The organism is Pseudothauera lacus, assembly GCF_003034845.1.
Lineage (GTDB): Bacteria > Pseudomonadota > Gammaproteobacteria > Burkholderiales > Rhodocyclaceae > Pseudothauera > Pseudothauera lacus.
In genome coordinates this window covers 70,227-83,998 of record NZ_PZKC01000004.1, presented here as the reverse complement: position 1 = coordinate 83,998, position 13,772 = coordinate 70,227, and the positions used below count along the sequence as shown (strand labels likewise).

The 13,772-nt window shown below is 67.9% G+C and carries 9 protein-coding genes; 2 read left to right on the top strand and 7 right to left on the bottom strand.

The window, feature by feature from the left end:
* Positions 1 to 2: 2 nt before the first annotated feature.
* The 7 genes from C8261_RS05880 to C8261_RS05850 are packed head-to-tail and all read right to left on the bottom strand — an operon-like array spanning position 3 to position 10,769.
* On the bottom strand, positions 3 to 788 hold the full coding sequence (locus C8261_RS05880) for a S1C family serine protease (RefSeq protein ID WP_107492742.1): 786 nt from the start codon (positions 786 to 788) through the stop codon (positions 3 to 5).
* Complete coding sequence (locus C8261_RS05875; RefSeq protein WP_107492741.1) at positions 785 to 1,693, bottom strand: lytic transglycosylase domain-containing protein; 909 nt, start codon at positions 1,691 to 1,693, stop codon at positions 785 to 787. Before C8261_RS05875 ends, C8261_RS05880 begins: the two co-directional genes overlap by 4 nt.
* A gap of 52 nt (positions 1,694 to 1,745) precedes the next feature.
* The gene (locus tag C8261_RS05870; protein WP_107492740.1) at positions 1,746 to 3,026 is read right to left on the bottom strand and encodes a nucleotide sugar dehydrogenase; all 1,281 of its coding nucleotides are present in this window, start codon (positions 3,024 to 3,026) and stop codon (positions 1,746 to 1,748) included.
* A 41-nt stretch (positions 3,027 to 3,067) separates the two neighbouring features.
* Positions 3,068 to 5,854: an XrtA/PEP-CTERM system TPR-repeat protein PrsT gene (prsT, locus tag C8261_RS05865; RefSeq protein ID WP_181358860.1), complete on the bottom strand. Its 2,787-nt coding sequence runs from the start codon at positions 5,852 to 5,854 to the stop codon at positions 3,068 to 3,070.
* A gap of 2 nt (positions 5,855 to 5,856) precedes the next feature.
* A complete protein-coding gene (gene prsR, locus C8261_RS05860) occupies positions 5,857 to 7,212 on the bottom strand; it encodes a PEP-CTERM-box response regulator transcription factor (protein ID WP_107492738.1) in 1,356 nt (451 codons plus the stop codon).
* A gap of 15 nt (positions 7,213 to 7,227) precedes the next feature.
* Positions 7,228 to 9,327: an XrtA/PEP-CTERM system histidine kinase PrsK gene (gene prsK / locus C8261_RS05855; RefSeq protein ID WP_235864848.1), complete on the bottom strand. Its 2,100-nt coding sequence runs from the start codon at positions 9,325 to 9,327 to the stop codon at positions 7,228 to 7,230.
* Positions 9,328 to 9,386: 59 nt separating this feature from the next.
* Positions 9,387 to 10,769: a TIGR03013 family XrtA/PEP-CTERM system glycosyltransferase gene (locus C8261_RS05850; RefSeq protein WP_107492737.1), complete on the bottom strand. Its 1,383-nt coding sequence runs from the start codon at positions 10,767 to 10,769 to the stop codon at positions 9,387 to 9,389.
* A gap of 228 nt (positions 10,770 to 10,997) precedes the next feature.
* Here C8261_RS05850 and C8261_RS17290 point away from each other — a divergent pair, with 228 nt between their 5' ends.
* Together C8261_RS17290 and C8261_RS05845 are read left to right on the top strand one after the other, a co-directional pair.
* Entirely contained in the window at positions 10,998 to 11,159 is a 162-nt protein-coding gene (locus tag C8261_RS17290) for a hypothetical protein (RefSeq protein ID WP_181358859.1), read from the top strand.
* A 260-nt stretch (positions 11,160 to 11,419) separates the two neighbouring features.
* Positions 11,420 to 13,723, top strand: coding sequence for a putative bifunctional diguanylate cyclase/phosphodiesterase (locus C8261_RS05845; RefSeq protein ID WP_107492736.1), 2,304 nt, complete (start codon positions 11,420 to 11,422; stop codon positions 13,721 to 13,723).
* The last annotated feature ends 49 nt before the right edge of the window (positions 13,724 to 13,772 follow it).

Here is a 13,772-nt window from a genome sequence, read left to right as displayed (position 1 = left end):
GGTTAATAGTTCCGCAGACTGGCAAGCATGGCGCGCAGGTAGCTCACCGGGATGGCGTAGCTGATTCCCGACGGATCGCTGAGCACGCTTTCCTTGGTGCTCTTGACGAACACCATGTTGACGATGCCGATCACCTCGCCGCTGCCCGGATCATAGACCGGGCTGCCGCTGTTGCCCGGATAGGCGGTGGCGTCGAGCTGGTAGATCTCGAAGCGGTCGCCGCCGAGGCGGCGGATGAGTGCCGGATTGAGGTCGCGGGAACTGGCCTGCGGAATGCCGATGGGGGTGATCGCGGCGATGATGCCGCGGTGGGTGACCGGCGAAAAACCCAGCGCGTTGCCGATCGGGAAGCCGGTGAAGGCGATGTCCTGACCCTCGCGCACGTTGTCGGCGCCAGCCAGCGTCAGCACCGGCAACGGCTCGCCGTCGATGCGCAGCACCGCGAGGTCGCGGCCGCGATCGCTGGCGGCAACCTGGGCACGGCGCACGCTGCCGCCCTGGGCATTGCCCACCGCAATGGCGAGGGTCTCCATGCGCGCGCTGTCGAGCACATCGGGAATCACGTGGGCGTTGGTGGCAATCAGACGCCCGTCGCCCACGGCAAAGCCGGTACCGAGAAAACGGAAGGAGGGGTTGCGGTTGGCCATGAAGGTGCCCACCGCAACCACCGCGGGGCGGATGCGCGGCACGGTGTCGGCCAGTTGTGCCCCCGCCAGCGCCGGCAGCAGGGCGGCACAGCCGCCGCCAAGCAGCAGGGCAAGGGTGCGGCGACGGTTTGCGCAGCTCATGAGTCGTGCTCCTCCTGGCGGGCCAGGCGCAGCGCGCGGATGGTCGCGCTCGGCGCCACCACGCCGGCATCGAAGGGGTGGGCGGTCTGCTGGGCGAATCCCAGCACGCGGTCGACATAGTCGCGCGTTTCACGGAACGGCGGAACCCCACTGTAGCGATCCACCGCCCCTTCGCCGGCATTGTAGGCAGCAACGGCAAGGCGTACGTCACCCTCGAAATAGGCCAGCAGCCAGCGCAGGTAACGCAGCCCGCCGCGGATGTTCTGTTCCGGATCCCAGGGCTGGCGGACGTTGAAGCGTGCGGCAGTGTCGGCGATGAGCTGCATCACGCCCATGGCGTTCTTCGGCGACAGGGCCTGCGGATTGAGGGCCGATTCGGCCACCGCGATGGCCAGCGCGAGGCGCGGGCTGACGCCGTACTGCGGCGCCAGCTCGACCACCAGCGCAGCGATGCGACGGCGCTCCGGCCCCAGGCGGGCAAGGTAGGCATCGGCATCCCAGAGGTCGGCATACTGCAGGTGGGCCGGGGGGTGCAGGCATTCCGGCACCTCGCCGACGTACTCGCCGGTAAAGCGCAGCATGCGTTCGGCGTGGGCGTGCCCGAGGTAGGCCGCCATCGCGAACAGGGTGCCGGCATGGGCGTCGCTGCGTTCTACGCCGCGGCCGTTGGCGTACATCCAGGCCAGGCCGTACATGCCTTCGGCGTCGCCAAGGCGGGCGGCTTCGCAATACATCGCCGCGGCACGCGCGGGTTCGCGCGGCACCCCTTCGCCGTGCTCGTAGGCCACCGCGGCACGGGCGAGATAGGCGGCATGCGCGGCGAAGGCCTCGCCCACGGGATCGGCGAGCGCCGTGCCGGCGGCGCCGAGCAGGGTCGCCAGTACCAAGCCGTGGATCGCCTTCATCCGCCCTGCCCTCCCGTGTGCAGACCCGCCCTGTTCAGTGTGGCACAGGCTGCTACAGACGCCACACCCGCGCGCCACCGGCATGCAGCGCGGCGACGTCGTAGACCGACTTGACGTCGGCAAACACGCCGCCTGCGACCAGCTTGCCGAGCAGCGCAGCCTCACCCATGCGGCGGTATTCGGCGTGACTGACCGCAGCGACAATGGCCTGCGCGCGCGGCAGCGCCTCCCACGGGGTCAGCGCAACGCCGTACTCGTGCTCGGCTTCGGCCGATTCGGCCACCGGGTCGTGGACATGGACGCGGCAGCCATAGCTTTGCAGTTCGCGGATGACGTCGATGACCTTGCTGTTGCGCAGGTCCGGGCAGTTCTCCTTGAAGGTGAGCCCGAGCACGATGACGTCGGCGCCGTTGATCGCGCTGCCGGCGGCGATCATCTGCTTCACCGTCTGCTCGGCAACGTACTTGCCCATGCCGTCGTTGATGCGTCGCCCGGCGAGGATGACCTGCGGGTGGTGACCGAGCATCTCGGCCTTGTGGGTGAGGTAGTAGGGATCGACGCCGATGCAGTGGCCACCGACCAGGCCGGGGCGGAAAGGCAGGAAGTTCCACTTCGTGCCCGCCGCTTCGAGCACCTCCAGGGTGTCGATGCCGATCTTGTGGAAGATGATCGACAACTCGTTCATCAGCGCGATGTTGAGGTCGCGCTGGGTGTTCTCGATCACCTTGGCGGCCTCGGCGACCTTGATCGAGCTGGCCGGATAGACCCCGGCGCTGATCACCGCGCCATAGATCTCCTGCACCTTGGCCAGCGTCGCCGGGCTGTCGCCGGAGACCACCTTGACGATGCGGGTCAGGGTGCGTTCCTTGTCGCCGGGGTTGATGCGCTCCGGGCTGTAGCCGACGAAGAAGTCCTGCTGCCACTTGAGGCCGGATTCGCGCTCGAGGATGGGGATGCACACCTCTTCGGTGGCGCCCGGATAGACCGTCGATTCATAGACCACGATGGCGCCGCGTTTGAGGTGGCGGCCGACGGTCTGCGAGGACTTCTCCAGCGGAGTGAAATCGGGCTTGTGGGCCTCATCGACCGGCGTCGGCACGGCGACGACGATGAAGTCGGCCTCGGCGATCACCGCCGGGTCGGTATGGCAGCTCAGTTGCGTGGCGGCGCGCAGATCCGCCGACGACACCTCGCCGGTGGGATCGACGCCGTTGCGGTAGCTGGCGACCTTCTCGGCGGAGAGGTCGAAGCCCAGGGTACGGAACTTCCTGCCGAATTCGACGGCAAGCGGCAGGCCGACGTAGCCCAGGCCGATGACTGCGATGGTGGTCATGATGCGGTGTTTTCCGTTTCTCTAGGAGGCTGTGGTGGCGTTCACAGGCCGCCGCGCAGGGCGGTGGCTTCGGTATGCAGCGGCGTGCCGGCGGCGCTCTGCTGCAGCACGGTATCGAGTTCGCGACGGGCCTCGTCCTTGCGGCCGAGACCGAGATAGGCCTTGGCCAGGCTGAGGCGCAGCTGGCCGAGGGCCGGTGCCAGGCTTACCGCGCGATTGAGATTGGCCAGGCCCTGGTCGACCTGCCCGCGCTCGACCTGCAGCACCCCCAGGGTGTCGAGGATGGCAGGGTTGTCGGGGGCCAGTGCCAGCGCGCGCTCGGCGAGCTCGACGGCATCGGCGTCGCCGAGCTGGCCGGCGACCCAGGCGAGGTTGTTGAGCACCAGGGCGCTGTCCGGGGCGATGGCGAGGATCTCGCGGTAGATGCGCCGCGCATCCTGCAGGCGACGCTCGGCGAGCGCGCGTTCGGCAAGATAGCTGCGCACGACGACATCACGCGGCTCGCTGCGCAGCCACTCGCCAAGCAGGCGCTCACCTTCGGCATTGCGCCCGGCACGCAGCAGCGCGGCGTGCTGCTTGGCAAGCAGTTCGCCATTGCGGTTCAACTGCAGCGCGCGCGCGTAGGCCGCGGCAGCCGCCGGCCACTCGCCCTTGCGGGCGAGGATGTCGCCCTCGGCGACCACCCCGGGCAGTTCGGCGCCCTTCACGCGCTGCATCGCGCGGGCATGGACAAGGGCATCGTCTTCGCGCTGCTGTTCGAGCAGGATGGCGAGCAGGCGGCGATTCGCTTCGGCAAAGTCCGCTCGCACGGCCAGCGCGCGGCGCAGCGCCTGTTCGGTCCCGGCAACGTCCTTCATCGCCCAATGCACGCCGGCCATCTCGACATGGGGCGCCGGCGACTGCGGCAGCAGGCTGGTCAGCCGGCCGTAGGAGCTGAGCGCCTGCTGGTGCTCGCCGTGGGCGAACTGCGCACGCGCAAGCGCTTCCACCGCGCCGGGGTCGTTGTTGTTGGCAGCGGCGGCTTCCTGCGCCACGGCGAGGGCTCTGCGGGTATCGCGCACACGCAGGTGGTGGCGCACCAGCGCCAGCTTGGGCGGCAGCGCGGCAGGCGCCGCAGCGGCGGCACGCTCGAGGGTGGAGAGGATGTCGGCGTCGCTGGCGCCGCTGATCTGCTTCAGTTCGGCAGCCGCCAGATAGGCATCGATATTGCGCGGATTGGCCTTGATGAAGGCTTCGAAGCGCGCCACTGCAGCCTCGGTCTGCTGTTCGGCGACGTCGACGCGGGCAAGGTTGATCACTGCGGCGAGCAGGTCGGGACGCAGGCGCAGGGCCTCGTCGAAGGACGCACGGGCAGCGCCGAAGTCACGGCGGGCAAGCATCACGCCGCCCTTCAGGTTATGGGCTTCGGCGTTCTGCGGATGACGGCTCAGCAAGGTATCGACGGCGCGCAGCGCGGCGTCGAAGTTGTTGGCCCGCAGATGGGCGAGCACCAGCGCGGTGTCGGCCTGCGCACCGTCGGGGTCGAGCACGGTGGCCGCTTCGAGATCGGCAAAGGCCGCGGCATCGCCACGCGCCAGGCGCGCAACGCCCAGGCGCATGCGCGCCTCGGCGCTGTCGGGATCGAGGCGGGTGGCACGCGCGAAGGATTCCGCGGCGCCGTCGAAGTTGCCGTTGGCGAGCTGCACCTGGCCGATCACCGTAAGACTGGCAGGGTCGTCGGCATTGGCGTCGATCAGCGGCCGCACCACCTCCAGCGCACGGCCGGGCTGGGCAGTGGCGAGCAGCGAGAGACCAAGCAGGCGAAGGGCCTGGACCTGCCCCGGCATGCGTTCGAGGACCTTGTTGAGGTGCACCTGCGCGGTCACATGCTCGTTGAGGCGGAACAGCGTGGTGCCGGCAAGGAGCTGGCCGGGGAGGAAGTTGGGCGCCCGTTCGAGCGACTTCAGCACGGCGTCGCGCGATTCGGCAATGCGGCCGTCGCGGAAATCGAGAGAGGCCTGCAGGTAGAGCGTGCTGGGGCTGTCGGGGGCAGTGCGCTTCATCTGCTCGACCTCGGCACGGGCTTCGTCGATGCGATCCATGCGCAACAGCAGATTGGCCAGTTCATAGCGCACCGGCAGTTGCGCGGGGTCGAGCTCGAGCGCCGCGCGCAGCGCATCGATGGCGGCCTCCGGGCGCTGGCGGGCAAGCATCACGTCCACCTTCAGCACGTGGGCCTCGAAGGCCTTCGGGTCGCTGCCGAGTACGGCCTCGACGTCGGCTTCCGCGCCATCGAGATCGCCAGCGAAGAACTTGGTGCGCGCCAGGCCGATGCGCGCGACGAGGTTGTCGGGATCGGCGGCGAGCGCGCCTTCGTAGGCGGTGCGCGCCGGCTGCAGGCTGGCCTTGGCAAGATAGGCCTGACCAAGGCCGCTGAGCACGGTGGCCTGGGCGTTGGCATCGGCGAGGGTGACGCTGGCGTAGCGCTCGATGACGCGGTCGAACTCGGCGCTCTGCACCAGCGCCCGCACCAGCCAGGGGCTCACCTGCTCGGCCGGGTAGCCGAGCTCCTCGGCGCGCTGAAGCTCCTTCACTGCCCCGGGCACGTCACCCAGCTGGAGGTTGACCTGGCCGAGCAGGAAGCGCGCCTCGGCCAGCGAGCCGTCCTTCTGCAAGGCATTCTTGAGCTGGATGCTGGCCGCCTGGAGGTCCTGGCTGGCGAGATAGCCGCGCGCCGAGGCCAGCATCTTCTCGGGGGAATCGCTGCACCCGCCGAGCAGGCTGGCAACGAGGGCGGCGACGAGCAACGGGCGCAGCGGGGTGCGGCGCGGAAACGCGGAGGCAGGCACGGTCAGGACTCCTTCTTGAGGCCGAAGCGGTTCATCAGGTCATACAGCGACGGGCGGCTGATGCCGAGGATTTCGGCCGCCCGGGCGATGTTGTTGTTGGTGCGGGCGAGCACGCGCACCACGGCCTGGCGCTCGGCTTCGTCGCGCACCTGGCGCAGGTTGAGGTAGGAGAGGTCGGCCTCTCCGGCTTCGAGCCCGAGGTCGTCGGCGGTGATGCGGTTGCCGTCGGCCATGATCACCGCGCGCTTGAGGCAGTTCTCCAGCTCGCGCACATTGCCCGGCCAGCGGTGGGCGGCGATGGCGTCAAGCGCATCGTCGGAGAATTGCATGCTGCCGCGGCCGTTGTCGCGCGCAAAACGCTGCACGAAGGCATGCGCGAGCAGGCTGGCATCGCCCTCGCGGGCACGCAGCGGCGGGATGTCGATGACGATCTCGGCGAGGCGGTAATAGAGGTCCTCGCGGAACAGGCCTTCGCCGATGCGCGCCTTGAGGTCGCGGTGGGTGGCACAGACCACGCGCACGTCGACGGGGATCTCCTCGCGCCCGCCGATGCGCTCGATGACCCGTTCCTGCAGGAAGCGCAGCAGCTTGGCCTGCAGGGCCATCGGCAGATCGCCGATCTCGTCGAGGAAGAGGGTGCCCTTGTGGGCGGTCTCGATCTTGCCCGGGGTCTGCTTCACCGCACCGGTGAAGGCACCCTTCTCGTAGCCGAAGAGCTCGCTTTCGAGAAGGTTCTCCGGAATCGCCGCGCAGTTGATCGCCACGAAGCGCCCTGCGGCACGCGGCGACAGCGCATGCACGGCGCGCGCCAGCACCTCCTTGCCGGTACCGCTCTCACCCAGCAGGGCCACGGTGACCGCCGCGGCGGCGACCTTCTCCACCGTGCGGCAGACCTTCAGCATCGTCGCGTCGCGGGTGATCAGACCGTCCAGCGCACTGCCGCGGGCGGCCTGCAGACGCTGGTTCTCGTTCTGCAGGTCATGGAGGCGGAAGGCGCGCTCCAGGGTCAGGGTAAGCAGCTCGGGCTCGAAAGGCTTGGCGAAGAAATCGTAGGCCCCCATGCCGACCGCGCGCACGGCGTTCTCGCGGTCGTGCTGGCCGGTGAGCACCACCACCTTGGTATCAGGGGCCAGCGCCAGCATCTCGCCGAGGAGGCGGAAACCCTCGCTGACGTCGTCGGGGGCCGGCGGCAGGCCCAGATCCATGGTGACCACCGCCGGTTCGTGACGGCGCAACTGCGCGATGGCGCTTTCGCGGTCGCTGGCCACCACCGTTTCAAAGGCGTCGAAGGCCCAGCGCATCTGCTTCTGCAGCGCGGGGTCATCCTCGACGATGAGCAGGATACGCTTATCGGACATGTCTGGGATCCGTCATCACTCCATCGCGGCCGGGGGCACGGCAAGCGCACCGGGCGCCGCGCGCTGCCTCCGCGGCAGCCTCACCCGCACCCGTGTTCCCCGCCCTTCCTCACTATCGTATTCAACGCTGCCGCCGAGCTCGCGCAGGTACTGGGCGGTCTCATACACCCCCAGCCCCATGCCGCCTTCCTTGGTGGTCTGGAAGGGACGCGAAAGACGTTCGCGGATGAAGGCCGGCGACATGCCACAACCCGTGTCGGCGACCTCGATGTCCACGAAAGCGTCATCGGCTTCATGCAGTTTCAATGTCACATTACCACTCTCAGGGGTGGCGTCGAGGGCATTTTGCACGAGATGCCCCAACACGCGCTCCAGCCGTTCGGCATGGGCCATGACCTCGATGGCGGCAGCAGGCGCAGCGAGCAGTTGCGGACGTGGCAGGCGCGCACGCCGCGCACCGACGATACGCTGCAGCACGGCAACGACATCGACCGCGCGCACCGCATCGATGGAGCGCTTCTCCTGCAACTGCGCCATCAGCGCGCGCATGCGGCTCTCGACGTGGGCAACGGTCTCCAGCATGTCCTGCTGGAACTCGGGATTGTCGCGATGACGTTCGGCGTTCTTGAGCATCAGCGAGAGCTGCGCGACGAGGTTCTTCAGGTCGTGGACGACGAAGGCCGACATGCGGTTGAAGGCGTCGAACTTGCGCGCCTCGATCAGCGCCTCGGTGACCTGCATGCGCGCCAGGTAACTGGCCGCCTGACGCTGTGCGGTCTTCAGGAGGTCGAGCACCTCCCAGTCGATCTCGAAGGGCACGCGCGCGGCGTTGAGGACGACGAAGCCGGTCAGCGTATTGGCCGAGCGCAGCGGAATGACCAGCCAGGCATCTTCCAGGGTAAGCAGCCACTCCGGCAGGGCAAGATCGCCATAGCGCGTGCGGTGCACACGGAACTCCTCGAGGTCGATGACCCACTCGCGCTCGGCGAGGAAGCGGCACAGGCGGCCATCGGCCGGCTCCTCGGCATCGCAGCCCGGCGTGTTGAGGCGCGAATGCGGCACATAGCGCCCTTCGGCATCGCGCAGCCAGAGGATGCCGCCGGGACTCTCGACGAGATCGGAAAGCGCCTTGATCACCGACTGCCCGAGGTCCAGCCCCTCGTCCGCGGCTGCCAGCGCCTGGGTGAAGCGCAGCCACTCGGTGCGGTAGTCGTAACGGTAGGGAAAGAGATGCTTGTTGAGCAGCACCCGCAGGCGCGCGCGGGTGGCACCGGAACCCGCCAGCACGCCAAGCAGCAGCAGGCCGGCGAAGAGCAGGGTCATCTGCAGCGCCCTGCCCCAGTCGCCACCGACAAAACGCACGTAGTAGCCCGCCGCGGCGATCACCAGCAGATAACCGCCGGCCACCGCCAGTGCGGTGGAGTGAAAGACCACCTCGCGCGACACCGAAATGCGCAGCGTCCACGACGGGTTGCGCGCCGCCGACATCGCCACCAATGGAATCACCAGGGTATGGACCACGCCGCGCACCGACCAGACGTCGATATCGGGGCGGGCGAAGAGGACGCCGTCGGCGAAAAAGTAGAGTTCGAACATCCAGCCGGCGACCAACCCCAGGCACAAGGGCTTCAGCGCCCAGCGCGCATCCGCCGGCAGGCTGCGGAAGAGCTGCTCGACCAGCACCATGCCGAACACCGCGCTGCCCATGAAGGCTCCCAGGGCAAGCTTGCCGAGCAGCGCCGGTTCAAGGCCGAAGGCATCCGCAGGCAACAGCACCGGCAGTGCCAGCGCAACGACCACCAGCACCGCCGCGCGCCGCGCCCAGCGCCCCTTGTCGCCATGCAGGGGCTGCAGCAGCACGAGCAGGAAAAGGAACCACGAGGCGACGCGGAGGATCTCCAGCGCACCGACCACGCGGGTCAGCCAGGGTGCCGGCGCCCATGCCAGCAAGGCCGAACCCGCGGCCCACAGCGCCCCGCAGCAGACCGCCAGCAGCAGCACGCCTCCGGCGCGCCCGCCGCGCCAGCCACCGAGCAGATACAGTGCAAAGACAACGTGGGCCGCCGCGGCGAGGCCGTAGCCCCACACCGCAATGGATGGCAGTTCAGGAAACATCGGGCCTCGACTTCAAGAGGCAGAGCCAGGCTGCCCCGACGGCCGGCACGCCCTGCCGGTCAGTGCGCACCCTCACCGGTCAGCACGACGCGCACGGTTTCAAAGAGGATCAGCGTGTCGAGCACGAAAGTGTGGTTCTTCACGTAGTACAGATCGTACTGCAGCTTGTTGACGGCGTCATCCACCGAGGAGCCATACTGGTAGCGCACCTGTGCCCACCCGGTGACGCCGGGCTTGACACTGTGGCGCACGGCATAGAAAGGAATGTCGCGGGTCAGCTGATCGACGAAATAGGGACGCTCGGGACGCGGCCCGACCATGCTCATCTGCCCGGCAAGAACATTGAAGAGCTGCGGCAGCTCGTCGATGCGCAGGCGGCGGATGACACGCCCGACGCGGGTAGTGCGGTCGTCGTTGGCCGACGCCCAGCGCGGCTTGCCGTCGCGCTCGGCGTCGCGCCGCATGCTGCGGAACTTGATCACCTTGAACACCCGCCCGCCCTGGCCGACACGCTCCTGGCGGTAGAACACCGGCGCACCGTCCTCGATGAGGATCAGCAGCATGGTGAGCAGCATGATCGGCAGGGTCACCACCAGCAGCACCATTGCAGCAACGAGATCGAAGGCACGCTTGATAAAGGCGCGCAGCCAGCCCTGGCGGAAACCGTCGCCGAAGATCAGCCAGCTCGCCTTCAGCGAATCGATGCGCACCTGGCCGGTGACGCGCTCGAAGAAGCAGGTCAGATCCTGCACCTGAATGCCGTGCAACTTGCAGTCGAGCAGTTCGCGCAGCGGCAGCACCCCGCCGCGGCGCTCGCGCACCGCGACGATGACCTGACCGACACGATGCTGGCGCACCACGTCGAGGAGGTTCTGGCCCTGCCCCACCAGGCGCGCACTGCTGACCTCCTGCGCGGCCTCGCTCTCCGGCAGATAGAAGCCCACCACCTCGACACCGCTGGACGCCGGGCGCGACAGCGCGCGCTCAACAGAGACCGCGTCCGCGCCGCCACCGACGATCAGCGCCCGGCGGGTGAAAAAGGCGTTTTCCTGGCGGCGGTTGAGCGCCCCACGCAAGGCCAGCACCCCGCCCATCAGCGTCAGCACGGTAAGCTGGATCGCCTCCGAGGCGAAGTAGTCCCACGGCAGCACCAGAAACACCCCGTAGGCCACCGGCACGCTCACCGCCAGCCCGAGCACCACGCGCACGAAAGCATCTCGCGGCGAGCCGCCGCACGGACGGTAGAGGCCCAGCACGCTGTTGAGCGCGATCATCGCCACCGCGAAGAGCATCGCCGAGGGCACCACCAGCGCCCATTCAACCTTGGCCCCCCGGAACTGCAGCGCAATCGCGACGCTGACCGCAAAGCACAGCAGGACAACGTCCATGAGGATCTTGAGGACGGTGTGAGAGGGGAAGTAATGACTGAATACCTTGAGCACGACCTGACTCCCGATCCGGAGAAGCCGGATCCGACGTTGCACACATTTTCTCACACCTTATATGACGCCAAGAATACCTGTCGTTAAACCCGTCACACTGCAGTGTAGCCGTCCCCTGTCCGCCTTTAGCACCATCCTGGGGAGTTTCCGCCGACATTCGCGCCAGGCTTGCCTTTGGGCCAGTAACTGTATATTGTTACACCACACAGGAAAATCGCGAGACGCCCCATGAAAGCGCGCATCACACTCCTCCTCACCACCTGCGGCAGCCTCGGCGGCCTCTTGCTGGGCACCGGCAACCCCGGCGCAGCGGCCTGCATCGCCACCTTCGCCCTGGCCCTGAGCGCCGCCCTGCGCGCGCAGGAGCTCAGCGCCTCCGAAGGCTGCTGATGCCGCCACCCGGCAAGACCAACGGCGGACGCCGCAAGTCCGCCGCTGCGCCACGCCTCACTTGTTTGTATTGACCTGGCAATCAAGGCTCTCCTGAACGCAGCCGAAGGACAGGCTTGTCGAGGGGCTCAGCCCGAACGGTATTCGATTGCCGGGTTGATCGATGCCACCACTACATTCGCCATATACGCGGATCGGGGTTTACGACAGCCGGCGACAATGCCCATACTGGGGGCAATCACTGCCTTGCCGCCCCGCCCATGCCACGTCCCGCCTTACCCTGCTCCGCCGTGGCGCCCAGCCGACTGCCGGCTCTTGGCGCGGTCGCAGGCCTGTGCGCGCCCGCACAGGCCTCCGCGGGCGCAGCCGCCGAATGGCCGCTCGCCGCCCTGGTCACCGTTACCCTGCTGGCCACTGTCCTCGCCGGCACCATACTGCTGTGCCAGCAATTGTGCCGCGAACGCCGCCGCCATCAGCAACGCGCGGCGCACAAGTCCGCCCAGACGGAGGCTCTCTGCGAAAGCCTGCAGCGCTTCGAAGGCTTTGCCAACGCTACGGACTGCGGCTTCGGCATGGCCGAACTCGACGGCACCATCACCTACGTCAACCCGGCGCTGACACGCATGATCGGCGAGGCGCGGCCGGAAGACGCTGTCGGCCGCAGGATCGCCGACTACTACCCGCCCGAACTTCACGACAAGTTGCTCAACGAGGTGCTGCCAACGGTAATGCGCACCGGCCACTGGAGCGGCGAGATGCGCCTGCGGCGGTGCGACGGCGACCTTCTCGACGTCGAGGAGAACTACTTCTTCGTGCGCGACGAGGAAGGCACGCCGCGACTGATCGCCAACATCCTCACCGACATCCGTGCGCGCAAGAGCACCGAGGCACAGCTGCGCCTGATGGCCAGCGTCTTCGAACACAGCGGCGAAGCCATCCTCATCACCGATGCCAGCAACGCCATCATCACCGCCAACCGCGCCTTCACCGCCCTCACCGGCTACAGTCTCGACGAAGTACGCGGCCGCAACCCGCGCATCCTCTCCGCCGGCCTCACCTCAGAGAGCGTCTATCGCCACATGTGGCGCTCGATCGACAGCTCCGGTTACTGGCAAGGCGAGATCTGGGACCGCCGCAAGGACGGCGCCATCTACCCGAAGTGGCTGAGCATCAGCTCCATCCGCAACGCCGCCGGCGAGACCACCCACCACATCGCCAGCTTCACCGACATCACCGAGCGCAAGCAGATCGAAGAGCGCATCCAGCACCTGGCCCACCACGACCCCCTCACCGGCCTGCCCAACCGCCTGCAACTGGAGGGCCGCATCCGCCAGGCGCTGGCCGACGCCCGCCGTGACGGCAATGCCCTCGCAGTGGTCTTCGCCGACCTCGACAACTTCAAGTTCATCAACGACAGCCTCGGCCATCACATCGGCGACCGCCTGCTCATCAGTGTCGCCGAACGCCTGCGCGCTGCCGTGCGCGACAGCGACATCGTCGCCCGCCTCGGCGGCGACGAGTTCATCATCGTCCTCACCCGCCTCGACGATGCCCAGGTCGCCATCGCCCTGTGCGAGAAGATCCGCCAGCATGTCGGCGAACGTTTCGACATCGACGGCCACGCCCTGCACACCACGCTCAGCCTCGGCGTCAGCCTCTACCCCCTCGACGGCCGCGACGCCGACACCCTGATGCGTGCCGCAGATGCCGCCATGTACCACGCCAAGGGCGAGGGGCGTAACAACATCCAGCTCTTCGACAGCCGCCTCAACGAAGCCGCCGCCATGCGCGTGCGCACAGAAACCCGCCTGCGCGACGCCCTCGAACACGGGCACTTCCTCCTCCACTACCAGCCCCAGTTCACCACCATCGGCGAGCACATCGTCGGCGTCGAGGCCCTGCTGCGCTGGCAGCCCCCCGACGAGGAGATGGTCCCTCCCAACCAGTTCATCCCCCTCGCCGAAGACACCGGGCTCATCGTCCCCATCGGCGCCTGGGTGATCGACGAAGCCCTCGCCCAGCTCGCCCGCTGGCGCAGCGCCGGCATCGACGGACTGCGCATGTCGATCAACCTCTCCGCCCATCAACTGCGCCTGCGCGAACTGCCCCGCCTGATCGGCCGCAGCATCGAACAACACGGCCTGCAGCCGGCCGACCTCGAACTCGAAGTCACCGAATCCGTCGCCATGCGCGACCCCGAGAGCACCATCGGCATCCTCACCCAGTTGCGCGACATGGGCATCGCCCTGGCCATCGACGACTTCGGCACCGGCTACTCCTCGCTGTCCTACCTCAAGCTGCTGCCGATCAGCCGCCTCAAGCTCGACCGCAGCTTCGTGCACGACATCGAGAGCAACCCCAACGACGCCGCCATCAGCGCCGCGACCATCTCGCTGGCCCACACCCTCGGTCTGGAAGTCGTCGCCGAAGGCGTCGAAGGCCCCGCGCAACTCGGCATGCTCACCCAACTCGGCTGCGATCTGCTGCAGGGCTACCACTTCAGTCGCCCCCTCGCCGCCCCCGCCCTCGCCGACTTCGTCCGCGACTGGCGCGCCAGCCACTGAAGCCCACCCGCAGGGCTTCCACTGCCCTTGCTTTGTCGATACAATGGCG

What these genes read in the sequence shown, in the direction of transcription:
- C8261_RS05870 (WP_107492740.1), bottom strand. Translation starts at nt 3,026, where the DNA reads ATGACCACCATCGCAGTCATCGGCCTGGGCTACGTCGGCCTGCCGCTT.
- prsR (WP_107492738.1), bottom strand. Translation starts at nt 7,212, where the DNA reads ATGTCCGATAAGCGTATCCTGCTCATCGTCGAGGATGACCCCGCGCTG.
- C8261_RS05845 (WP_107492736.1), top strand. Translation starts at nt 11,420, where the DNA reads ATGCCACGTCCCGCCTTACCCTGCTCCGCCGTGGCGCCCAGCCGACTG.
- C8261_RS05880 (WP_107492742.1), bottom strand. Translation starts at nt 788, where the DNA reads ATGAGCTGCGCAAACCGTCGCCGCACCCTTGCCCTGCTGCTTGGCGGC.
- C8261_RS17290 (WP_181358859.1), top strand. Translation starts at nt 10,998, where the DNA reads ATGAAAGCGCGCATCACACTCCTCCTCACCACCTGCGGCAGCCTCGGC.
- prsK (WP_235864848.1), bottom strand. Translation starts at nt 9,327, where the DNA reads ATGTTTCCTGAACTGCCATCCATTGCGGTGTGGGGCTACGGCCTCGCC.
- C8261_RS05875 (WP_107492741.1), bottom strand. Translation starts at nt 1,693, where the DNA reads ATGAAGGCGATCCACGGCTTGGTACTGGCGACCCTGCTCGGCGCCGCC.